Raw genomic sequence first — 23,694 nt, 5'->3', positions numbered from 1 at the left:
CTTCAACTCCGAGCGGGCAAGCGACGCGCTCGGTGGCGCGACACCGGACGACTACCGGTCGTCGCTGGGGATGGCCGCGATTTAGCGGTCCAGGAAATCGTCCGCAGTCCCACGCCCGGAGTGGGATGCGGTTTCCGCTTTGGACTCCTGCCGGAAAGCGCGTCCCAGTCTGAAGGTTCAAAATGGGACGCGCTTTCCGAATCAAAGGCCTTGCGGAAAGCGCGTCCCAGAATCCGCGCCCAGAATGGGACATAGTTTCCGAAAGAAGGTCCTGAGGGAAGCTGTGTCCCGTTCGGAGCTGAAATACCGGGACGCAGTTTCCCTTACAAACAGAAGAAGGCGCGCTGCCTGCGGTTGATGCAGGCAGCGCGCCTTTTGCGTTGGGCCTCGTTGAGGTTCGAAGTCGTGGCTTGCGACCTTTAGGAGCGGGCGGCTCCGTCGACGGGGAGCACGGCGCCCGTGACGTAGGAGGACATGTCGCTCGCCAGGAAAACAAAGGCGTTGGCGACATCCTCGGGCTCGCCCATGCGACCCAGCGGAATGGTGGCGATGATGGGCTTGATGACCTCTTCGGGCAGGTTGGCGACCATATCGGTCTTGGTTACGCCGGGTGCGACGGCATTGACGCGAATGCCCATGGGGGCGAGCTCGCGCGAGAGCGACTGGACCATGCCGTTGACGGCAAACTTGGACGTGGGGTAACCGACGCCGGAGGGCTGACCGTACTTGGCGACCATCGAGCTCGTGGTGGTGATGGTGCCGCCGTGGCCGGCCTCGGTCATAATCTTGGCGGCCGCCTGGTGACCGTTAAAGACAGCGACGACGTTAAGGTCCATGACCGTTGCGAACTCCTCGGCTGTGTAGTCCAAAAGCGGCGAGCGCTGGGAGATGCCGGCGTTGTTGACGACCGTGTCCAAGCCGCCCATGTCGGTTGCAGCCTGGGTAAAAGCCTCGGTCACGGCCTCGAGTGAGGTGAGGTCGCAGGAGCGGCCCCAGACCTTGGCGTCGGGATAGGCGGCCGCCAGCTTCTCAACGGCCGCGTCGGCAGTCTCCTGGCGCGAGCCAAAGACGGTGACTGCGGCGCCCTCTTCGATAAAACGGCAGGCGATGGCATAGCCGATACCGCGCGTGCCTCCGGTGACGATTGCTTTCTTGCCCTCGAGCAACATAGTGCTTCCTCTCATCGCGGGCGGACACTCTCAGCACAGCGTAGCGATAGCCGGAATCGACCGCGTTTGCATATCGGTGAACGGTAGCGCGCGTTACCGATGAGCGGCTCGCGCAAATGTGCTCTGCCGTTGTGCTTAGGGCAGGAGGCAAAAGGGCTCCCGTCCCACATCGGACGGGAGCCCTCAAAGCGCGTATTGCTGGGCGAGCGTTGGGTTAGTTGGCCATGACGCCTTCGGTCCAGGCCTCGACGTTCTCGATGCGCAGGACGTTGGCGACCTCGGCCACGCAGTCGACGCTGGCAAGCTCGGCCGCGGCAGCCTGGACGTCCTTCTCGAGCGCGCGGTGCGTCAGGAAGATGACCGAGCAGGTATCGCTGGCGCCCGACTTGCCGTCCTCGACCTGGTTGATGAGCGAGATCGAGATGTTGTGCTTGGCAAAGATGTCGACCGTCTCGGACAGGGCGCCCACGCGGTCGGCGACCTTCAGGCGCACATAGTACTTGGTCTGGAGCTCGTCCATGGGCTTAAAGGCGAGGTTGTGGCCATAGGGCTCAATCTCGGGCAGCGGAGCCACGCCGCGGCTGATCTGCTCGGAGAGCGACAGGATATCGCCCACGACGGCGCTCGCGGTGGGGAAGGAGCCTGCGCCGGCACCGTAGAACATGGTCTCGCCCACGGCGTCGCCTACCACGTAGACAGCGTTCATGGCGCCGTTGACCTTGGCAAGCATGTGGTCGGCGGGGATCAGCGTGGGATGCACGCGGACGTCGACGCCGGCGTCGGTGTTGCGGGCGATGCCGAGCAGCTTAATGGTGTAGCCGAGCTCGCGGGCCTGGGCGATGTCCTCGGCGCCGATGGTACGGATACCCTGCTGGTACACATCATCGGTGGTCACGCGGGTGCCAAAGCCGATGGAGGCGAGGATCGCCGTCTTGCTGGCGGCGTCGAAGCCGTCGACGTCGGCGGACGGGTCGGCCTCGGCATAGCCCTTGGCCTGCGCGTCGGCGAGCACGTCGGCGTAATCGGCGCCCTCGGCGTCCATGCGCGACAGGATATAGTTGGTGGTACCGTTGAGAATGCCGGCGATGGTCAGGATCTTGTTGCCCACCAGGTCGTGCTCGAGCGTGCTCACGATGGGGATGCCGCCGCCGCAGCTGGCCTCGCACTTAATCTGCACGCCGCACGCGCGCGCCTTCTCGGCAAGCGTCTCGACGTGGCGGCCCAACAGGGCCTTGTTGGCAGAGACGACGTGCTTGCCGTGCTCAAAGGCGGTGGTGAAGATCTCGGTCGCGGGATGCTCGCCGCCGATCAGCTCGACGACGATATCGACGGCTGGGTCGGTAACGACGTCATGCCAGTCACTCGTAAAGGCCTCGCGCTCAATGCCTGCCGCCTCGGCCTGCTCCCAGGCAAGCGCGCAGGCGCGGGTCAGCTTAAGGTCGATGCCGTAGGCGGCCAGGTACTCATCGTGGTGGCTCTTGATCAGACGGGCCACGCCGCCGCCGACGGTTCCCAGACCGATCAGACCGACGTTCACGGTGCGCAGGGGTTCGCTCATAGATAGCTCCTTCGTGCATCTTATAGATTGATTGATCAAGTAATGTTGAGTGCATTCTAGCGTGAACCGAGAGCGCGTGCTCGCCAGGCAACAGGAGTCGCACAAAACGGCACCCCCGAAACGCTGCGGAAACATTGGAAACATGCTCGCTACAAACGAACTTCCGTAACAAACTGTCAACGTTTGCGCCATAAGGTTTGCCCCGTACCGCAAGACGGCCGCACCGCGGCCAGCGAAAAAGGGGGACATCATGTTCAACATCAACAGCACGCTCAGCCGTAGGAACTTTCTCGCCGGCGCCGCGGCGCTCGGCAGCGCTGCCGCACTCGCTGGTTGCTCGTCGGGTGGCTCGGACGGCGGCTCCGCCGATGACGGTAAGACCTTCAAGATCGGTGTCATCGGCCCTCTGACCGGTGCCGCGGCAACCTATGGCGTTTCGGCCGAAAAAGGTGCCAAGCTCGCCGCCAGGGATTTCTCGACCAAGGATCTCAAACTCTCGCTTAAGTCCGAGGATGACGTCGCCGACGGCGAGAAGGCCATCAACGCCTTCAATACCTTGTGCGACTGGGGCATGCAGGCGCTCGTCGGCCCCGTCACGACTGGTGCCGCCGTCGCCGTCTCGGGCGAGATCGCCGACGATATGCTCATGGTCACGCCTTCGGCCTCGTCGCTCGACGTCACCAAGGATAAGACCACGGTCTTTCAGGTTTGCTTCACCGATCCCACCATGGGCGCCAGCGCCGCGAAGTTCCTGGCCGAGAAGTATGCAGACGCCAAGATCGCCCTGTTCTACAACTCCGGCGATACGTATAGCTCGGGCGTTGCCGACGCTTTTGCCGAGCAGGCCAAGGCGTCCAAGCTCGATATCGTCGATACCGAGACCTTTAAGGACGACTCTTCCACGAGCTTTACCAACCAGCTCACCAAGGCCAAGGAGGCCGGCGCCACGCTTATCTTTGCCCCGATCTATTACACGCCGGCGTCCGTCCTGCTCAAGAACGCCAAGGACATGGGCTACGAACTGACCCTCATGGGCACCGACGGCATGGACGGCCTGCTCTCCGTTGAGGGCTTCGACACCTCTCTTGCCGAGGGCGTGCTGCTCATGACCCCGTTCTCTGCCGACGATGAGAAGAACGCCGACTTCGTCAAGGCATATAAGGACGCCTACAACGAGACGCCCAACCAGTTTGCCGCCGATGCTTATGACTGCATCCACGCGATTGTCGAGGCAATCGATGAGGCGGACATCGACATTACGGTCGACGGCGCCGACATTGCCGGCGACCTTGCCAAGGCTATGCGCAAGATCAAGATTGAGGGCCTGACAGGCGAGCTCACGTGGAACGACGAGGGCCAAGTCGAGAAGCCCGCTACGGCCTATGTGATTCAGGACGGCAAGTACATCGCCGCCTAAGTGCATATAACGAGACCGGTGGGGCCATGTTATTCAGGGCAGGAAAGCTTGTAACAGAACGGAAACATTACTTTCACACAATAAAGTCGCTAAACTGTATAAACCGACAGAAATACGCATAATTATGGATAAATGGATAAGGCAAAAGAAAAGTTCAAAATAATCGCCACTTTTCTCAACTAAAGCGTCTACTATTTTGCGAACGCCGAAGACGGCGGAGGATGGCCTGTCGGGTAACCGAAACCCGACGAGATTTGAGAGGAGAGCCGCATGTCGAGCCTCACCGGTAAGTCATTGAACCCTGTTATGAATCGCAGGAGCGTTATCGCGAGCGCAGCAGGTCTGGGGGCGATGTCCATTCTAGCTGGCTGCTCCTCCAACGGCGGCGACAGCGGTTCCGCTTCGAGCGACGCTTCGTTTAAGATCGGCACCATTGGCCCGCTGACCGGTGCCGCCGCGTCTTACGGCAAGTCCGTTACCCAGGGCGTCGAGCTTGGCTGCAAGGACTTCTCCACCAAGGAGCTGCCGCTTGCCAGCAAGGCCGAGGACGACCAGGCCGACGGCGAGAAGGCCGTCAACGCCTTTAATAACCTGCTCGACTGGGGCATGCAGGCCCTCGTCGGCCCGACCACCACGGGTGCGTCGGTTGCCGTTGCCGCAGAGTGCAGTAACGACCCCAAGACATTCATGATCACCCCGTCCGCGTCCTCCGAGGACGTCACCGACGGAAAGGATTGCGTCTTCCAGGTTTGCTTTACCGACCCCAACCAGGGCGTCAACGCTGCCAAGTTCCTGGCAGAGAAGTATGCGGACGAGAAGTTCGTGCTGTTCTATAACTCCGGCGACGCTTATTCTTCGGGCATTGCAGATTCCTTTAAGGCCCAGGCCGCTGAGTCTAAGCTCGAGATTGTTGACGAGGAGACCTTTAAGGACGACTCCGCTACGAGCTTTACCAACCAGCTGACCAAGGCCAAGCAGGCCGGCGCCACCATGATCTTTGCGCCGATCTACTACACGCCGGCGTCCGTCCTGCTCAAGAACGCCAAGGACATGGGCTACGACGTCAAGATGATGGGATGCGACGGCATGGACGGCATCCTGGGCGTCGAGGGCTTCGACACCTCTCTTGCCGAGGGTCTGCTGCTCATGACCCCGTTCTCCGCCGACGACGAGAAGAACGCCGACTTCGTCAACGCTTACAAGGATAAGTACGGCGATACCCCCGACCAGTTTGCCGCCGATGCCTACGACGGCGTGCACGCGGTGGCCGAGGCCCTCAAGGAGGCCGGTCTTGGTGTCGACGCCGACCCGACCGAGGTCGCCGAGAAGCTGCCCAAGGCTATGCTCAAGATTACCGTTGACGGTCTGACCGGCAAGCTCTCCTGGAACGACAAGGGCCAGGTCCAGAAGGATCCTACGGCGTATGTCATCACCGACGGCAAGTACGTACTGGCCTAATAGGCCGCCTTACATAGAGCGGTTTTGATCCCAAGCAGGGGAGGTTTTCGCCTTCCCTGCTTGCTTGGTATCTGGGGACAACGTAACGTCCCTGTTTCATACATCAACTGGAAACCTATTCGAAAGGGGGATGTGGAACATGACGGTCTTTATCCAATACCTGGTCAACGGCCTGTCCATGGGCAGCGTCTACGCCATCATCGCGTTGGGCTACACCATGGTCTACGGTATCGCCAAGATGCTCAACTTCGCTCACGGCGATGTCATCATGGTCGGTGCCTATGTCTCGTTCTGCGCCACGTCGTATCTCGGCCTCCCGGGCTGGGCATCTGTAGTTCTCTCTTGTGTGGTCTGCACGGTTCTCGGTGTTCTCATTGAGGGTCTGGCCTATAGGCCGCTGCGCCAAGCAGGCCCGCTGGCCGTTCTGATCACGGCCATCGGTGTGTCCTACTTCCTGCAGAATGCCGCGCAGCTTCTGTGGGGCGCCACGCCCAAGAACTTCACTTCGCTCGTCACCTTCCCGGTGCCGGAGTTCTTGGCCAAGTTCAACGTAAGTGCCGTCTCGCTCGTCACCATCGTCGCCTGCCTGGTTATCATGGCCGGTCTGATGATCTTTACAGGTAAGACCAAGATGGGCAAGGCCATGCGCGCCGTGTCCGAGGACAAGGCCGCCGCTCAGCTCATGGGCATCAACGTCAACCGCACCATCTCGATGACGTTCGCCATCGGCTCCGCCCTTGCCGCCATCGCCGGTGTGCTCCTGTGCTCCTACTCGCCGGTTCTGCAGCCCACCACGGGCGCCATGCCTGGCATCAAGGCCTTCGACGCTGCCGTTTTCGGCGGCATCGGCTCCATCCCCGGTGCCTTTGTCGGCGGCATTCTCATCGGCATCATCGAGGCGATGGCGCAGGCTTACATTTCCACGAGCCTTGCCAACTCCATCGTCTTTGGCGTTTTGATCATCGTCCTGCTCGTCAAGCCTGCCGGCCTCTTGGGCAAGTACGTACCCGAGAAGGTGTAGGTGAGCGTTATGAAGTTTCTTACAGACAAGCAGACGCGTCACGACTTTGTCACGTACGCCATGTGCGTTGTGGCGTTCGCCATCGTGTTCTTTATGCAGTCTAACCACATGATTCCGCGCATGATTGTCGGTCAGCTGGTTCCCATCACGGCCTATATCGTCATGGCCATCTCGCTCAACCTCGTCGTCGGCATCGCGGGTGACTTGTCGCTGGGCCACGCGGGTTTTATGAGCGTCGGCGCCTATACGGGAATCGTCACCGCCGTCGCGCTGGAGAGCGCCGTTCCGTCTGACCCGGTGCGTCTGATCATCAGCATTGTGGTCGGCGCTATCGCCGCTGCCATTCTGGGCTTCCTGATCGGTATTCCGGTTCTTCGCCTGAGCGGTGACTACCTGGCCATCGTAACCTTGGCCTTTGGCGAGATTATCAAAGAGATTGTTACCTGCCTCATTGTGGGCGTCGATTCCCGCGGCCTGCACGTGATCTTTAACATCACGGGCAATTCCACGATCGACGACCTACACCTGCTCGAAGACGGCACCGCTATCATCAAGGGTGCCCAGGGCGCATCTGGTGTTTCGACCTACTCGACGTTCCTTGCTGGCGCCATCCTGGTTATGGTTGCGCTCGTGATTGTGCTCAACTTGGTCCGCAGCCGTACCGGTCGTGCCATCATGGCCGTGCGCGATAACAAGATCGCTGCCGAGTCCGTGGGTATCTCCGTCACCCAGTACCGCATGATCGCCTTCGTGGTCTCCGCCGCTCTCGCCGGTGCTGCCGGAGCCCTCTTCGGCGGTAACTTCTCGCAGCTCTCCGCCACCAAGTTCGACTTCAACACGTCGATTCTCATTCTGGTGTTCGTGGTCCTGGGCGGTCTGGGCAACATGCGCGGTTCCGTCATCGCGGCGGCGCTGCTCACGGTGCTCCCCGAGCTGCTCCGTCAGTTCTCGGACTACCGCATGCTCATCTACGCCATCGTGTTGATTCTGGTCATGGTCTTTACTAACAACCCGCAGCTCAAGGCGTTCTTCGCGCGCATTAAGGACCGCTTTGCTTCCAAGAAGGAGGTGGCAACCGATGCCCAGTAAGTTTGAGTTCAACAAGGGCAAGATGGTCCCGTATCCTTCTGGCGCCATCGTTCCCGACCGCGACCTGGGCGAGCGCCCGGCGCTCGAGTGCATCCACCTGGGCATTGAGTTCGGCGGCCTTAAGGCGGTCGACGACTTTAGCCTGACCATCGGTAAGACCGAGATCGCCGGTCTCATCGGCCCCAACGGCGCCGGCAAGACCACGGTCTTCAACCTGCTCACCAAGGTGTACCAGCCCACGCACGGCACCATCCTGCTCGACGGTGAGGACACCTCGGGCAAGTCCGTCTACCAGGTCAACCGCATGGGTATCGCTCGTACCTTCCAAAACATCCGCCTGTTCAACACCATGACGGTGGAGGACAACGTAAAGGTCGGCCTGCACAACCAGGAGCGCTACTCCGGCTTTGAGGGCGTGCTGCGCCTGCCGACGTATTGGAAGCACGAGAAGGCCGCCCATGAGCGCGCCATGGAGCTTCTGTCCATCTTTGATATGGAACATCTGGCAAACGAGCAGGCCGGCTCGCTGCCTTACGGCGCTCAGCGTCGTTTGGAGATCGTCCGCGCGCTTGCCACCAATCCCAAGCTACTACTGCTCGACGAGCCTGCCGCCGGCATGAACCCGTCCGAGACTGCGGAGCTCATGGCGAACATCGTCAAGATTCGCGACACCTTTGGCATTGCCATCATGCTCATCGAGCACGACATGTCGCTCGTCATGAATATTTGCGAGGGTATCTGCGTGCTTAACTTTGGCAAGGTCATCGCCAAGGGCACGGCCGAGGAAATCCAGAACAACGAAGCCGTTATTGAGGCTTATCTGGGCAAGCAGGATAAGGGGGAGAACTAAATGGCAGAGCCGATGCTTTCCGTCTACAACATCAACGTCTGGTACGGCGCCATCCACGCCATTAAGGACATCTCCTTTAACGTTAACGAGGGCGAGATCGTTGCCCTGATTGGCGCGAACGGCGCCGGCAAGTCCACGACGCTCAAGACTGTCTCGGGCCTGCTGCGCTCCAAGACCGGCTCCATCAAGTTTATGGGCGAGGACATTATCCATACGCCCGCCGACAAGCTGGTTGGCAAGGGCCTGTCTCAGGTACCCGAGGGGCGTCGTGCCTTTTTGCAGATGACGGTCGAGGAGAACCTGGAGATGGGTGCCTATACACAGCCCAAGTCCACGGTTGCCCCGGGCCTCGAACGTGTTTACGAGCAGTTCCCGCGCCTGAAGGAACGCCGTCGCCAGGTGGCCGGCACCCTTTCGGGCGGCGAGCAGCAGATGCTCGTTATGGGTCGTGCCCTTATGAGTAACCCCAAGCTGCTCATGCTCGACGAACCCTCCATGGGTCTGGCGCCGATCCTGATCGAGCAGATCTTCCAGATTGTCGAGGATTTGCACAAGGCCGGCACCACGGTGCTCCTGGTCGAGCAGAACGCGCAGATGGCGCTTTCCATCGCCACACGCGGCTACGTGCTCGAGACCGGCAAGATCACCATGACCGGCACCGGCCAAGAGCTGCTGCACGACGACAACGTCCGCAAAGCTTATCTTGGTGGTTAATCCATCCAGTAATAGGGGCGCTGACCAACTCGGTCAGCGCCCCTTTTGAAATGATCCGTTGGCTTGGTATTTAAAGTGCGACAATGCCGTGTGGAAATAGAAGTGTCATCTGGGGGGTCTATCTATGCTGTACGAGTTTTGTGCCGAGAACTTTGAGCGGGTGCCGGCGGCCATTGCGGCCGGTGCGGGACGCATTGAGCTGTGCGACAACCTTGCGGTTGGTGGCACCACGCCCTCGGCCGGCGTTATCAGCGCTACGACCAGCTATGCTCGCGAGCACGATGCACGGGTGATGTGCATGATCCGTCCGCGTGGCGGCGACTTTCACTACAACCAGGACGAGCTGCGCATGATGGAGATGGACTTGGGCCTTGCCGTAAGCGCCGGAGTCGATGGCTTGGTCTTTGGTTGCTGCAAGCCTTGTGCCGGCGGATGGGCGCTCGATGAACTTGCGTTGGGCGCCCTTGTGATGGCTGCGGGCTGCGCGACCGAGGAGTGCAAGCGCGAGCCCATCGACATCACCTTTCACATGGCGTTTGACCAGCTCTCGCCCGAGGCTCAGCTCGACGCGATTGACACGCTCGCCGACTGCGGCATAACGCGCATCCTGACGCATGGCGGTGCCGCCGGCACGCCGATTGAGGACAACCTGGAGCATCTGTCGCACCTTATCGACTACGCGGACGATCGCCTGACCATCCTTCCCGGCGGCGGCATTTCCGCGGCCAACCGCGATACCGTGGCTGCGGCACTGGGCGTCTCCGAGCTCCATGGCACCAAGATCGTGCCGCTGGAGGTATAACCCGTGCCCCTGGTATTTGACGTTCAGCAGGCGAGCGGGAAGCCCGACGACAACCGGCGCCCTGGCACCGCGTGCCCCTTTTGCGATACCGAGGAACTCGCCAATATCATCCGGCGCGACGGTGACTGTATCTGGCTCGAGAATAAGTTCAAGACCCTGCGCGCCACCCGTCAAACCGTGCTGATCGAGTCGGCCGACCACGACGCAGATCTGGTGACCTATGCGCCGGACGAGCTGCATCATGTGATGCGGTTTGCCCTGGGTTGCTGGCAGCAGATGATCGATTCACAGCAGTATCGAAGCGTGCTCATGTACAAGAACAAGGGTCCGCTCTCGGGCGGTAGTCTCGTTCATCCGCACATGCAGATTGTGGGTTTGGAGCAGGAAGACGGCTATGCTTCGCTGACTTCCGCCAATTTCGATGGCATCAATGTCTGGCAACAGGGGAGAATCGCGGTCAACATCTCAACCGAACCGATTATGGGGTTCTTTGAGGTCAACGTTTCAGCTCCGCGGGGAATCGACGCCAGCGATGACACGCGGGACCAAGCCGAGGCGGATCTCTTCGCCGATGCGATCCAGGTAGCTCTGCGTTATATCCTAAACGAGCACCACGGTGGCCGTGCAGAGTCGTACAACTTGTTCTTCTATCACCTGGGCGGTCGGACCATTGCCAAGGCGCTGCCGCGTTGGGTGGTTTCGCCCTACTTTGTCGGCTATCGTTTGGCCCAGGTCAATGCCGAGACGACGCTCGATATCGATGCTGAGCGCCTGCGCGCGCATCTGGAAACGCTCGTATAGCAAGACTAACGCCCGCGTAATGCGGACAGCCTAGCGTGCCATGGCGTTGCGGCCGGCCTCGACGCGCTTGCGCTGGGCAGCGCGCTCCTCGCCGGTTAGACGCTCAAAGAGATGCCCGATAAGCGAGGCAAGTACCTGCTGAAACAGCGTTCCGCACATGACGGGAAATACGACTTCGCCCGGAAAGTATTGCGTGGCGATGACGGCGCCCGAAGAGATGTTGCGCATGCCGCAGGTAAAGCACATGGTAGTCGTTTCGCTATACGGCAGATGCAGTGCGCGGGCGACCAGAATACCGACGACAAAGCCGCTGATGGCGAAGATCAAAATAAAGAGGGCGACTTCCAAGCGCACCGCGTTCATGTGCAGCACGTACTCGCTCATGGCGGTGGAGTTCGACGCGATAACACCCATCATCATGAACTTGCAGGCGGGCGAGAGCGCAGGGGAGAGCTTCTCGTGTCCCCATCCGCACGTGAGTTCGTTAATCACGATGCCGAGCAGGGCGGGGATAGCGATCATGAAGGCCATGTTCTGCATCATGCCCGGCACGTCGATCGAGACGGTGGCGCCCAGCAAGAGCTTAAGCGTGAACGGAATCGTAACGGGTGAGATAACCGAGGACGTCAGGATGATGGTGAGCGCGAGCGGGCCGTTGCCGCCGAACATGCTAATCCACATAAAGGCAGTGACAGCCACAGGTACGCTGTACTCGAGCACGATACCGCAGACTAGGTTGGGGTTGGAGCCAAAGAACAGCGACCCCATGGCATAGGCTGTTATGGGAATAAGCGCCGCCGAGACCAGCAGCGCCAAAATCAGGTGCAGCGGACGGCGGAATACTTCGGCTACCTGATGGAAGGTGTTGCTGAGGGCACCTTGGAACGTCATAAAGGCAAACAGGGTGGGGACGATGGGCTTGAGTACGCCGATCTGCTGGGGAAAGAGTACGCCGAGCGTCACGCAAATCGGAACGATGATCTGCATATGCTCCGCGAGGAACTTACCCAGTCCAACCCATTGCTTCATATGCGCTTGTGACTCCCTTTGCTCGTGAATCCGTTTTGAATGGATATGCTAGACGCTCGCATGCGTCCGTGTGGCTGAAACGCTCGATTATTTCGAGGCTATTACCGCCCTCGTTTATCGAAACCACGGCGTGCTGGACGTTGTGCGTCCGCGCCGCACGGTATAATAAATCCGTTCAACAGATCTGCCTGCCGAAGCGGGCATACACAGAGGACTCATCGCTATGAACCGTGAGAGGTATCGCGGCGACCTGCCCCTATCGGGGGTGGGCGCCTATGTCATCGCTTAAGACAACGCATCGCTGGGCGGTCGCTCAGCAAAACCCCGAGCTCGAAAAGGAGCTTTCGGCTGGCCTGGGCATACCCGGGCTGGTGGCGCGCATTATGGTTGCGCACGGCATTACATCCATCGAGGAAGGCCAGCTTTTTTTGACGCCTTCGCTCGATCGCGACTGGGCGGACCCGCTCGTTATTCCGGGTATGGCGGTCGTCGTCGACCGCGTTGAGCGTGCTATTCGCAGCCACGAGCGCATCGCCGTCTTTGGCGATTTTGACGTCGACGGCATTACGTCGACTTGTCTGTTGACCGAGGCGCTGCGTTCGTTTGGCGCCAACGTCACGCCGTTTATTCCGCATCGTTTTGACGAGGGCTACGGCCTGTCGCGTGCGGCGCTCGACCGCGTTAACGAGCTCGCTCGACCCCAGCTGATCGTGACCGTCGATAACGGCATTGCCGCCAAGGAAGAGGCCTCCTATCTGGAGAGCCTGGGGATCGATTTGGTGGTCACGGACCATCACGAGCCGTCCGACCAGGTGCCGCAGGGCGTGCCCCTGACCGACCCCAAGCTCGAGGACAAGGGTCCCTCGCGCGAGCTTGCCGGTGCCGGCGTGGCACTCAAGCTGGTGCAGGTCCTGGGCGAGCGTTTGGGCAAGCCGTCGTATTGGCGTTCGCTGATAGAGGTCGCGGCGCTGGGCACTGTGTCCGACATGATGCCGCTTACGCCCGAGAATCGCGCACTGGTCGCCGAGGGCATCCAGCAGATGCGCGTGACGGCCCGTCCCGGCTATATCGCGCTTGCCGCACTTGCCAAGGCCGACCTTTCTACCATTACGGCCGACGGCCTGTCGTTTTCGCTCATCCCTCGTCTGAATGCTGCCGGCCGCATGGCCGATCCCAAGCTGGCGCTCGACCTGCTGCTTGCCCGCGACCCCATCGAAGCGAGCGCGCTTGCCGCCGAGCTCGAGGAAATCAATCGCCAACGCCGCGAGATCGAGGCCGAGCTTACGCGCGATGCCATGGCGAAGGTCGAGGAGACTTATGACGGCGGGCGCGCAATCGTCGTGGGCGGCGAGGGCTGGCACGAGGGCGTCAAGGGCATCGTGGCGAGCCGCTTGACCAATCGCTATCACGTGCCGGCGCTGCTCTTCTCGATCGAGGACGGCGTTGCGCGCGGATCGGGCCGCTCGGTGGGCAAGATCAACCTGTTCGATGCCGTCGAGCGTTGCTCCGACCTGCTGATTCGTCGCGGCGGGCATGCCGGTGCGGTGGGTGTGACCATCGAGGCATCCAAGCTCGATGAGTTCCGCCGTCGCCTTTCGGCCGTGCTATCGGAGCTTCCCGCCGAGGACTTTGAGGACACTGACGAGGTTGCCGCCACCGTTGATCTCTCCGAGCTAAATATCGAGACCATCGAGCAAATTTCCCGTCTTGAGCCGTTTGGCCAGGGCAATAAGGTGCCGCTTCTGGCCGCCGAGGGCGTGACGATGTGCGATCGCGCCGTGGTGGGCAAAACCGGCGAGCACATGCGCTTTGTGGCGACCGATGGTGCCGCGAGTGTGCCGGCCATCATGTTCCGCGTGCCGCAGATCGATAGGCTCATCAATTGCGACAGCGCCGTCGACTTGGTGTTCGAGGCCGTGGCCGAGCATTGGCAGGGACGTGTGAAGCCCAAGCTCATGATCAAAGATGTCTTGGTGCGCGATACCGCGGCGCCCAATATCGACGATCCGGCATGTGAGCTTCGCCGCGGCGTGCAACCGGCGGATTCTGGTCTGCGCCTGGAGTCGCGTAAACGCGAGACGCTCGCCCAGCTTTCTTATACCGAGCTCACGCGCTCGCTTATCCATAGCTTTATCGGCTCGAACCAGCCGCATCGCGCGCAGGTCGAGGCACTCGACGCGCTTGCCGACCATCAGAGCGTTTTGGCCGTTATGGGGACGGGGCGTGGCAAGTCTCTGATTTTCCATGTGCATGCCGCGCGCGAGGCGGTTCTTCGCGGGCGTGCGAGCATTTTTGTCTATCCTCTGCGTTCGCTCGTTGCCGATCAGGCCTATCACCTTTCCTCGACGATGGCCGCGCTCGGCATTGGTGTCGGCGTGCTGACTGGCGAGACCGTGGAGGCCGTACGTGATGACGTATTCGCCGGCCTTGCTTCGGGTCGCACCGGTATCGTTCTCACGACGCCCGAGTTCTTGTCTATCCACCGCGATCGATTTGCGCGTTCTGGACGTATTGGCTTCGTTGTTATCGATGAGGCGCACCATGCCGGTCTTGCTAAGGGTGGTGACCGGAGTGCATACCTCGATATGCCCGATATTCTTAAAGCCCTGGGCGACCCCGTTGTCATGGCGGCAACGGCCACCGCGACGGCTCCAGTTGTGGCAGAGCTTGCTCGCGTACTGCCGATTACCAGCACGGTGGTCGACGAGACCGTTCGCGAGAATCTACAACTCGAGGACGATCGTGACCTTGCGAGCCGTGAAAATCGCCTGGTTTCGATCGTTGCGACGGGGGAGAAGACCGTCATCTACGTGAACTCGCGCGACCAGTCCGTGGCGCTTGCCAAGACGTTGCGCAAACGTGTGCCCGACTGCGCGACCCATATCGCGTTCTATAACGCCGGGCTTGCGCGTTCCGATCGCCGACGCGTCGAGGAGGCGTTTCGAGATGGCAGCCTGAGCTGCATCGTTTCAACCTCGGCCTTCGGTGAGGGCGTCAACCTGCCCGATATCCGCCATGTCGTGCTCTACCACATGCCGTTTGGCGCGATTGAGTTTAACCAGATGAGTGGCCGTGCCGGCCGCGATGGGCAGCCTGCCGTGATTCACCTGCTTTATTCGTCTCGTGACGCTCGTATTAATGAGCGCCTGCTCGATTGTTACGCGCCCGAGCGCGATGAGCTTGTCACGCTCTATCGGGCGCTGCAGACCATGTGGCGCTCCAATCGTGGCAAGACGGGGGACGATTCATTCTGCGCAAGCGATATCGACATTGCGCAGATGTGCCTTGCAATCGACGCGCGCACGCCGGTCGATGAGCGTTCGGTGGCAAGCGGCTTGGGAATCTTCGAAGAGCTCGGTTTCTGTCACGTTTCGGGGTTTGACGATACCCGTCGCATCGCGATGACCGAAAACCCCGGGCGCGTGCAGTTGAGCAGGTCGATCCGCTATTTGGAGGGCTTGCGCTCGCGCATGGAGTTCTCGGCTTTCCGGAGTTGGGCACTCGATTCGTGCGCTTCTGATATGCTTACCAAAATTAACCGCCCGATCGTACCGCGGGCCTAGGGAAGGGGACCTCGATGGATGCCGCAGCCCGTACCGCCCATGATTCCGCCCTCCAGCCCTTTTCGGAGATGGAGCACTATACGCATGCCGATGATCTGCCGCCCGAGATTATGGCGGACAGCTACGACAAGCTGGAGCGCCTGTGCCTTAAATATATGAGTGAGGATGACTTCTCCAAGGTGGAGCAGGCCTACTGCTTTGCTGCCGAGAAGCACTGCAACCAAAAGCGGCGCTCGGGTGAGATGTACATTAACCATCCCGTCGAGGTGGCTATCATTTTGGCCGACCTTAAGATGGACTGCGATGTGGTGTGCGCTGCATTGCTGCACGATACCGTCGAGGATACCGATACCTCGCTTGCCGATGTTTCGGGTCTGTTTGGCGAAACCGTGGCAGAGCTCGTCGACGGCGTGACCAAGCTCACCAACATCGAAGTCGACAACATGGACGAAAAGCAGGCGCTTACGCTGCGCAAGATGTTCCTCGCCATGTCCAAGGACATTCGCGTCATCATCGTCAAACTCGCCGACCGCCTGCATAATATGCGCACGCTTGCCGCCCTGCGCGAGGACCGCCGCCTGTTTAAGGCGCGCGAGACCATGGATGTGTATGCGCCCCTGGCCGACCGCCTGGGCATGAGCTCTATCAAGTGGGAACTCGAGGATCTGTCCTTCTTCTACCTTGAACCCGACGCTTACCAGCGCATCGCCCGCATGGTGGCAGAGTCACGCGAGGTTCGCGAACGCTTTCTGGCCGAGACTATCAAGACGCTTACCGATGAGCTCGACCGCATTGGCCTTGAGGGTTTTCAGATCAACGGTCGTTCCAAGCACTATTGGTCCATCTATCAAAAGATGAAGCGCAAGGGCAAGGAGTTCTCCGAGATTTATGATCTGGTGGCGCTGCGCGTCATCACCCATTCGGTGCGCGATTGCTATTCCACGCTTGGTGCCGTGCATACTTTGTGGCATCCCATGCCCGGTCGTTTTAAAGACTATATCGCTATGCCCAAGGTCAATAACTACCAATCGCTCCATACGACGGTTATCGGCCCCACGGCCCGTCCGCTCGAGATTCAGATTCGAACCTACGAGATGCACGAGCAGGCCGAGTACGGCATCGCCGCCCACTGGCTATATAAGAAATCGGGCGGATCGTCTGCCTCCAAGACCAACGACGCACAGCGTCTGGACGATCAGATTAACTGGCTCAAGCACTCGCTCGATTGGGCAGCCTCTGACGAGATCACCGATGCCAAAGAATATCTGCACTCACTGAAGGTCGACCTGTTTGACCAGGAGATTTTTGTCTTTACGCCCAAGGGTGAGGTCATGGCGCTTCGTGCGGGCTCTACACCGCTCGACTTTGCCTACGCTGTTCATACCGAGGTCGGCAACCACTGCGTCGGCGCCAAAATCAACGGTGCGGTGGCTCCGCTCACGCACGAAATCAAGACGGGTGACCGTGTCGAGATCCTGACTAACAAGAGCTCCAAGCCGTCGCGCGATTGGCTCAAGATCGTCAAGACGCCTTCGGCCAAGTCAAAGATTCGCCGTTACTTCGCCGCTGCGACCAAAGACGATGACGCTGCTGCCGGTCGCGATATGCTGGCCAAGGACCTGCGCAAGCGCGGGTACGGCATCTCTACGCCGCGATCCACGCGTGCACTCAATGCCGTGGCGGAGCAGTTTAACTTCAAGCAACTCGAGGACCTGTTCGCAGCCGTTGGCGCGGGCAAGGTCGCCCCGCGTGCTGTGGGCAATAAGGTCGAGCAAATCTTGGATCCCAAGCCCGAGGAGCAGCTTACCAAGGCCGAAGCCATCGCTGAGGTCGTCAAGCAGCCTGCCCGCGGTTCCAACCGCAAACCGCAAAAGCGTGGCAAGAGTGCAAGTAACGGCATTATCGTCAAGGGCGAGAGCAACAGCGGCCTGCTGGTTCGTCTGGCGCATTGCTGCAATCCGGTGACGGGCGACGACATCGTGGGCTTTATCACGCGCGGTCGAGGCGTCTCGGTGCATCGTGCCAACTGCCCCAACGTCAAGGGTCTCATGGAACACCCCGAGCGCATGATTGACGTGGAGTGGGATGGTGCTGCCGATACGCTTTTCCAGGTCGAGATCGTGGTCGAGTGCTTGGATCGTATGGGCTTGCTCAAGGATGTCACCATCGCCATTGGCGATGCAGGCGGAAATATCCTTTCCGCCGCTACCTCGACCAACCGCGAGGGCATTGCGACCCTGCGCTTTATGGTCGAGATTTCGGACGCGAGCGGTCTGGATCCGCTGCTGGCATCCATCAGCAGTGTCGACTCGGTCTATGACGCACGCCGTCTGATGCCTGGCGAGGGTGGGGCTCAGCTTAAGCGTCGCGTATAGGCGTGACGAACGCACAACGGTAATGATATTGGCTACGTTCGAGGCATCGTTTGATGCCTCGACGCTTGTAGAAGGAGGACGTGCTCATGGTCACTGCAGCTTTGGACTTAACCCCTCGGGGTACGGCTTCGATTGAGGCGCTTGTAAACGGCCCCATTCAGACCAACAGTTACGCCGTAATCTCGAGCGGCGAATGCCTGATTATCGATCCGGCCTGGGAAGGTGAGCGTCTTGTGGAACATATCTATGCCAAGCATCCTGACGCGCACGTGCTAGGCGCTGTCTGCACCCATGGCCATGCCGATCACGTAGGTGGCGTTGCCGGAGCGCGAGCCGCCGTCGGTAAGGGTTTCCTATATGAGTTAGGTGCGAAGGACGTGTTGGTATCTCGTGAGAATATCGAGGAGCAGCGAGCGATGTGGGGCATCGATACGCCCGATCCGGGCGAGCCGACGCGATTGCTTGCTGAGGGCGATACGATTGAATTGGGTGATATCTGCCTGCAGGTGATCGAGACGCCCGGTCACACACCGGGTGGCATTGTCTTGTTCGCCGCCACCGAGCAGGGAAGCATCGCCTTTGTTGGCGACACCCTGTTCCCGGGCAGCCACGGCCGCACCGATCTCGCCGGTGGAGACGAGGCGGCGATTCTGCGCTCGCTCTCCAAGCTCGCCCAGCTGCTTCCAGCCGATACCGTTTGTTTAACGGGGCATGGTGATTCGACCACTATGGCGCGCGAGCTCATGCAGAACCCTTTCATGCAGATGTAGCTTTGTAGTCAGCTGCTTAAGCACGAGAAGTGTCCAAACGTCAAGATATTTTCCCCAACGGGCCGATTCCGTAGGGCAAACGGTCAAAAAAAGTCTGTTTGGACGATATTCGTGAACAAACGAACGTTTACGCTCGGGTACGCCGTGGTAAAATCTCATGCGTTATCGGAGCAACCTTACAGGAGGTTTCTTTTATGCTCGTCAACGCAGCAGACATGCTCAAGAAGGCCGAGGCCGGCAAGTATGCTCTCGGTGCCTTCAACACCAACAACCTCGAGTGGACTCTGGCTATTCTCCAGGCCGCCGAGGAGGCCAAGTCTCCGCTGATCCTTCAGTGCACCGCTGGTGCCGCTAAGTGGATGGGCGGTTTCAAGGTCTGCGCCGACATGGTCAAGGCTGCCGTCGAGGCCACGGGTGTTACCGTTCCCGTCGCCCTTCACCTCGATCACGGTTCTTACGAGGACTGCTTCAAGTGCATCGAGGCCGGCTTCACGTCCATCATGTATGACGGCTCTCACGAGGAAACCTTCCAGCTTAACCTCGATCGCACCAAGGAGCTCGTTGAGCTTGCCCATTCCAAGGGCATGTCCATCGAGGCCGAGGTCGGCGGCATCGGCGGCACCGAGGACGGCGTGACTTCCAACGGTGAGCTCGCTGACCCCGCTGAGTGCAAGCAGATTGCTGACCTGGGCGTCGACTTCCTCGCCTGCGGCATCGGCAACATCCACGGCGTGTATCCCGCCGACTGGGCCGGTCTTTCCTTCGAGCGTCTGAGCGAGATCAAGGCTCAGACCGGCGACCTGCCCCTCGTTCTGCACGGTGGTACCGGCATCCCCGAGGATCAGATCAAGAAGGCCATCTCCCTGGGCATCTCCAAGATCAACGTCAACACCGACCTGCAGCTTGTCTTCGCTGCCGCCACGCGTGAGTACGTTGAGGCTGGCAAGGATCAGCAGGGCAAGGGCTATGACCCCCGCAAGCTCCTGAAGCCCGGTCGCGAGGCCATCGTTGCCCGCACCAAGGAGCTCATGGAGGAGTTTGGCTCCGTCAACAAGGCGTAAGCGTCGCTAAACTACCCGCCGGAAGCCCCGTCCCCCTACACTGTTTCCTTTGCGCTCACCTGGCTTCGCCAGAAGTCGCGCCAAGGAAACAGTTCCGGGGGACGGGGCTTCCTTTGTTTAACGCCGCAGGGTTACTGGGCTGAATTATTTATTTGACTACCGTTCGGCGGTGTTGATGGCTCCTTTGTTGGGGCTTTCTTTTTATCTCGGTACAATGGGCTTCAAGGGTTCTAGTGACTTGGAGTTTTGGTATGGCTGTAATTAACGTGTCGCCTGCTGATGGGAAGGTTATTGCCGAGGGGCCGGTTGGGTGCTTGGTTGATGTTTGCTGTGATGACTTTCGCCATCTCGATATTGGACTGCCGCCCGAGATCCTGCGTTTAAAGGATGCAGGGTATCTTTCGCAGGCTATTGAGGCTTGCGATCGCCTGCTTGCCCAAGATCTTGATTCCTCGCTTGCTGCCTGCGTTCGTGCCGAGCGGTATCGCATGATCGAGACGTCGTTTCATTTTTCGGTGTCGCGCGATCAGGCTATTGCGATGATCCGCGAGGAGTGGCCGGAGTTTACCGAGGATCAGTTTGACGACCTGATCGATCGCAAGCGCATCGACTGGCGCTTTATCGATGGTGAACTGTTCGTTCTCGACAACTTCCTTGATTCTTTGCGTGTGTATCCCAAGGAGGTTCCGGGCCTGCGTCCCGATTCTACGGATGGAACTGCGCTGCGCAACCAGATGCTTAAGAAGATGGAATCACAGGGCGGGCTGTCTCGTGCCATTACGCTTAAAGCGTCCGTGTCTGTTCCCGGTGCTCTGGAGGGGGAGGCCGTTCGCGCGTGGCTTCCCGTTGCCGCAGCCTGCCGCCAGCAGTCTCATATCGAGATTCTCGATATGACGCCGGAGGGGGTCCTTGCTCCCGCGAACGCTTTGGCGCGTACCGCCTCGTGGGTTTCCTCGGCTGATCGATCGTTCTCAGTGACCTATCGTTATCTGATTGATGCTGCTTATTGCGATATCTACGGGGGAGCGCTTCCGGCGCATCCGTGTATGGACGCGCCGCTGCCCAAGGATATTTCCGAGGACCGACCGCATATTGCATTCACGCCGTATCTGCAGCAGCTGACCGAACATGTTATCGATGGTCTCGAGGATCAGCTCGACCGCGCTCGGGCTATCTATGATTATTTGACGCATCATATCGACTATCGATACCAGCCACCGTATCTGCTTCTGGGCTCTATCGCCGATGACTGCGCGCATTCGCTTCGCGGTGACTGCGGTGTTATGGCACTCACGTTTATCACCATGTGCCGCATCGCCGGCGTGCCCGCACGTTGGCAGAGCGGCCTGTACGTTGCGCCCGACTCGGTAGGCTCGCATGACTGGGCGGAGTTCTATACACCGCAGACGGGTTGGCTTAACGCCGATGTCTCGTTTGGATCCTCGGCACGCAGGATGGGGGAGGAATGGCGCCGCCGCCACTACTTTGGCAACCTCGATCCATGGCGCATGGTGGCAAACTGTCGGTTCCAGGCAGAGTTTGAACCCGTCTTTGACGGTATGCGTGAGGACCCCTACGATAACCAGATGGGCGAGGCCTCGGTCGACGGTCGCGGATGCCGCCAGCGCGAGATGCTCCGCACGGTCGAACTCATCGAAATGCTCGAAGTTCCATTTTCGGACTAATCTACGGAAAGCTGTGATAAACTAACTCACGCAATACGTGCCCGAGTGGCGGAATTGGCAGACGCAGTGGACTCAAAATCCACCGTTGGCAACAACGTGCGAGTTCGAGTCTCGCCTCGGGCACCATACATGCAAAAGAGCGTTCAAGGGGGTTAAGGCCCCCTTTTTCGTGCCGAACTCGCGTGAGCGCGCGGAGCGTTAAGCAAACAGGCCTGTGGCCTGTTTGTAGCGGAGCGTGGCGAGGGCGCCATGCGCCCGAAGCCCGGGGCTTCGCGAAGCGAAGGCCCTTCGAGTCTCGCCTCGGGCACCATACATGCAAAAGAGCGTTCAAGGGGGTTAAGGCCCCCTTTTTCGTGTACGTAATGTGATAACGAGCGGTACGTGTTATTATCGCCAAGGCGTTGTTTCCGCAATGCCCTAAAGAGGAACCCGAGGGTTCCCACCTTTTGGCGCCAATGAGCAGCTGACTGGTCATACAACTTAGATTCTCTTCCTCATATCGAGGATGTCTATGTGTACGACCTGGTTGCAAAAAAGCGCCGGGTTATTTTTTTATGAATGGAGGTAGGGAAAATAGCTAAGTCTGATGACACCCGCATCAACGACGAGATCACTGCATCTTCGTGCCGTTTGATTGGCGTCGATGGCTCTCAGCTCGGCCTGTTCGCCATCCGCGATGCCCAGCGCGTCGCCGACGATCAGGGTCTCGACCTTGTCGAGATCGCTCCCAACGCGGAGCCGCCGGTCTGCAAGGTCATGGACTACGGTAAGTTCAAGTACCAGCAGGCCATGAAGGCCAAGGCTGCTCGTAAGAACCAGTCCAAGGTCGAGGTTAAGGAAATGAAGTTCCGACCCAAGATCGACGTTGGCGACTACGAGACCAAGAAGGGCCACGTTCTGCGTTTCCTCAAGAAGGGCGCACGCGTTAAGATCACCATCATGTTCCGCGGCCGTGAGATGGCTCACCCGGAGCAGGGTCTTAACGTTCTCGAGCGTCTCGCCGAGGATCTTAAGCCTTACGCTACGGTCGAGTCCAAGCCTAAGATGGAAGGCCGTAACATGCTTATGCTGCTCGCCCCAATTAAGGGCGCCTTTGATGAGGATAAAGCGGCAAGTGATACTAAGTAACTAGTGTTCTGTAACCGATTAAGGAGTATTTCATGCCTAAGATGAAGTCCCACAGCGGCACCAAGAAGCGTTTCCGCAAGACTGGTACCGGCAAGCTTATGCGCGCCAAGGCTTTCAAGAGCCACATCCTGAGCAAGAAGTCCACCAAGCGTAAGCGTGGCTTCCGTCAGGAGACCGAGATCGCCGCTGCCGACCGCAAGGTCATCAAGTCGCGTCTCGCCTAAGTTAGCGTTCCCGTTTTTCGTTTAACCGTCTAGGAGTTGATAGAACATGGCACGTATTAAGCGCGCTGTTGCCGCCAAGAAGAAGCGCCGTACCGTTATGCACCGTGCGAAGGGTTACTACGGTGCCGCTTCGCGTACTTACAAGCATGCTAAAGAGCAGGTCCAGCACTCTCTGCAGTATCAGTACCGTGACCGCCGCAATAAGAAGCGCGAGATTCGCTCTCTCTGGATCACCCGTATCAACGCTGCTGCTCGCCTGAACGACATCTCTTACTCTCAGTTCATGCACGGCCTGAAGGTCGCCGGCATCGAGCTCGACCGCAAGGTCCTGGCTCAGATGGCTTACGAGGACATCGAGTCTTTCAACGAGCTGGCTACCATCGCCAAGAAGGCTCTCGAGGCCTAATTGATTCTCTTGAATCGCTAGGGGAGTGTCGCGCTGTGCGCGGCGCTCCCTCTTTTTATCTAAGGCGCTGGTTTATATAGCAAAAGCGCGGGTAGATAGACACTTACAGGTGACCGATCTTTATATATCTCTTAACCGAAGGGTCATCATCTGATACGTGCAGTATTTCTGCACCAGCCTTTCTATTACTTATATAGAAAGCGATATATTATGTAGGACTTATGAAGAGTGGAATTGACGTCCCACATCGCTTCGCGGTCTGGCAATATATCTCCTTGCCGCGCGGCCCGGTCGAACCGGGAACCGGCGCAGGCGTGCACCTTGAGAACCGGATACTGCGAGGATGGACACACATGATGTGTCGCATCCGGGCAGACATCGAACCATTTGAAATGGTCTGACTTGGATTCGTTTTTCGCAAGGCCGCCGAGAGGCGGCCCCGAGAAATTCCTTTTCCTATCAAACAGAACCATATGAATCGAACGGAACCGATCAGCGATGACTGAGAGGACCGGACGGGCTCGAGGCCCAAACATATTTGGACGGAGAGTTCGATCCTGGCTCAGGATGAACG

20 protein-coding genes and 1 tRNA gene are annotated in these 23,694 nt (G+C 59.3%); 17 read left to right on the top strand and 4 right to left on the bottom strand.

From position 1 onward, the window contains the following. Positions 1 to 419 precede the first annotated feature (419 nt). Both ACTQXI_RS08495 and ACTQXI_RS08490 read right to left on the bottom strand, forming a co-directional pair. Entirely contained in the window at positions 420 to 1,169 is a 750-nt protein-coding gene (locus ACTQXI_RS08495) for an SDR family NAD(P)-dependent oxidoreductase (protein WP_441048474.1), read from the bottom strand. Between the two features lie 214 nt (positions 1,170 to 1,383). Further along, on the bottom strand, positions 1,384 to 2,727 hold the full coding sequence (locus ACTQXI_RS08490) for a homoserine dehydrogenase (RefSeq protein WP_427794447.1): 1,344 nt from the start codon (positions 2,725 to 2,727) through the stop codon (positions 1,384 to 1,386). A gap of 250 nt (positions 2,728 to 2,977) precedes the next feature. Between ACTQXI_RS08490 and ACTQXI_RS08485 the strand changes: the two genes are divergently transcribed. The 8 genes from ACTQXI_RS08485 to ACTQXI_RS08450 all read left to right on the top strand — a co-directional run bounded on the left by ACTQXI_RS08485 (position 2,978) and on the right by ACTQXI_RS08450 (position 10,879). After that, positions 2,978 to 4,144, top strand: a complete 1,167-nt coding sequence (locus tag ACTQXI_RS08485; RefSeq protein WP_441048473.1) for an ABC transporter substrate-binding protein — start codon at positions 2,978 to 2,980, stop codon at positions 4,142 to 4,144. Positions 4,145 to 4,414: 270 nt separating this feature from the next. Beyond that, positions 4,415 to 5,602 (top strand): ABC transporter substrate-binding protein, encoded by a 1,188-nt coding sequence (locus tag ACTQXI_RS08480; protein ID WP_427719715.1) that lies wholly within the window; start codon positions 4,415 to 4,417, stop codon positions 5,600 to 5,602. A 139-nt stretch (positions 5,603 to 5,741) separates the two neighbouring features. After that, positions 5,742 to 6,623, top strand: a complete 882-nt coding sequence (locus ACTQXI_RS08475; RefSeq protein ID WP_154517188.1) for a branched-chain amino acid ABC transporter permease — start codon at positions 5,742 to 5,744, stop codon at positions 6,621 to 6,623. A gap of 9 nt (positions 6,624 to 6,632) precedes the next feature. Beyond that, a complete protein-coding gene (locus ACTQXI_RS08470) occupies positions 6,633 to 7,712 on the top strand; it encodes a branched-chain amino acid ABC transporter permease (RefSeq protein ID WP_427719716.1) in 1,080 nt (359 codons plus the stop codon). Continuing rightward, positions 7,702 to 8,562, top strand: a complete 861-nt coding sequence (locus tag ACTQXI_RS08465; protein ID WP_427719717.1) for an ABC transporter ATP-binding protein — start codon at positions 7,702 to 7,704, stop codon at positions 8,560 to 8,562. The genes ACTQXI_RS08470 and ACTQXI_RS08465 overlap by 11 nt, the downstream gene beginning before the upstream one ends. Beyond that, entirely contained in the window at positions 8,563 to 9,276 is a 714-nt protein-coding gene (locus tag ACTQXI_RS08460; protein ID WP_229770701.1) for an ABC transporter ATP-binding protein, read from the top strand. A gap of 124 nt (positions 9,277 to 9,400) precedes the next feature. Then, the gene (locus tag ACTQXI_RS08455; protein WP_427719718.1) at positions 9,401 to 10,078 is read left to right on the top strand and encodes a copper homeostasis protein CutC; all 678 of its coding nucleotides are present in this window, start codon (positions 9,401 to 9,403) and stop codon (positions 10,076 to 10,078) included. 3 nt (positions 10,079 to 10,081) lie between these two features. Further along, positions 10,082 to 10,879 (top strand): DUF4931 domain-containing protein, encoded by a 798-nt coding sequence (locus ACTQXI_RS08450; protein WP_441048472.1) that lies wholly within the window; start codon positions 10,082 to 10,084, stop codon positions 10,877 to 10,879. A 30-nt stretch (positions 10,880 to 10,909) separates the two neighbouring features. Here the strand turns inward: ACTQXI_RS08450 and ACTQXI_RS08445 are convergent, their stop codons facing one another. Next, positions 10,910 to 11,908, bottom strand: coding sequence for a bile acid:sodium symporter family protein (locus tag ACTQXI_RS08445; RefSeq protein ID WP_441048471.1), 999 nt, complete (start codon positions 11,906 to 11,908; stop codon positions 10,910 to 10,912). Positions 11,909 to 12,183: 275 nt separating this feature from the next. Here ACTQXI_RS08445 and recJ point away from each other — a divergent pair, with 275 nt between their 5' ends. From recJ to rplT, 9 genes are all read left to right on the top strand, one after another. Beyond that, positions 12,184 to 15,471, top strand: coding sequence for a single-stranded-DNA-specific exonuclease RecJ (gene recJ, locus ACTQXI_RS08440; protein WP_427796207.1), 3,288 nt, complete (start codon positions 12,184 to 12,186; stop codon positions 15,469 to 15,471). 14 nt (positions 15,472 to 15,485) lie between these two features. Further along, positions 15,486 to 17,846: a RelA/SpoT family protein gene (locus ACTQXI_RS08435; protein WP_154517206.1), complete on the top strand. Its 2,361-nt coding sequence runs from the start codon at positions 15,486 to 15,488 to the stop codon at positions 17,844 to 17,846. A gap of 86 nt (positions 17,847 to 17,932) precedes the next feature. Next, a complete protein-coding gene (locus ACTQXI_RS08430) occupies positions 17,933 to 18,616 on the top strand; it encodes an MBL fold metallo-hydrolase (RefSeq protein WP_441017253.1) in 684 nt (227 codons plus the stop codon). Between the two features lie 194 nt (positions 18,617 to 18,810). Continuing rightward, positions 18,811 to 19,677, top strand: a complete 867-nt coding sequence (gene fba, locus ACTQXI_RS08425; protein WP_154517212.1) for a class II fructose-1,6-bisphosphate aldolase — start codon at positions 18,811 to 18,813, stop codon at positions 19,675 to 19,677. A 251-nt stretch (positions 19,678 to 19,928) separates the two neighbouring features. Next, positions 19,929 to 21,362, top strand: a complete 1,434-nt coding sequence (locus ACTQXI_RS08420; RefSeq protein ID WP_441048470.1) for a transglutaminase-like domain-containing protein — start codon at positions 19,929 to 19,931, stop codon at positions 21,360 to 21,362. 39 nt (positions 21,363 to 21,401) lie between these two features. Continuing rightward, positions 21,402 to 21,488 (top strand) — tRNA-Leu (locus ACTQXI_RS08415). 432 nt (positions 21,489 to 21,920) lie between these two features. Continuing rightward, complete coding sequence (gene infC / locus ACTQXI_RS08410) at positions 21,921 to 22,490, top strand: translation initiation factor IF-3 (RefSeq protein ID WP_006234423.1); 570 nt, start codon at positions 21,921 to 21,923, stop codon at positions 22,488 to 22,490. A gap of 32 nt (positions 22,491 to 22,522) precedes the next feature. Then, on the top strand, positions 22,523 to 22,714 hold the full coding sequence (gene rpmI / locus ACTQXI_RS08405) for a 50S ribosomal protein L35 (protein ID WP_006234422.1): 192 nt from the start codon (positions 22,523 to 22,525) through the stop codon (positions 22,712 to 22,714). A 46-nt stretch (positions 22,715 to 22,760) separates the two neighbouring features. After that, a complete protein-coding gene (rplT, locus tag ACTQXI_RS08400) occupies positions 22,761 to 23,120 on the top strand; it encodes a 50S ribosomal protein L20 (RefSeq protein ID WP_006234421.1) in 360 nt (119 codons plus the stop codon). Between the two features lie 185 nt (positions 23,121 to 23,305). Here rplT and ACTQXI_RS08395 read toward each other — a convergent pair. Further along, positions 23,306 to 23,694: hypothetical protein (locus tag ACTQXI_RS08395; protein WP_441548508.1), on the bottom strand; the 389-nt coding region annotated here is incomplete at its 5' end.

The organism is Collinsella sp. LCP19S3_C9, assembly GCF_052121575.1.
Classification (GTDB): domain Bacteria; phylum Actinomycetota; class Coriobacteriia; order Coriobacteriales; family Coriobacteriaceae; genus Collinsella.
The sequence above is the reverse complement of the archived record's forward strand: the minus strand, read 5'-3'. Positions and strand labels throughout refer to the sequence as shown.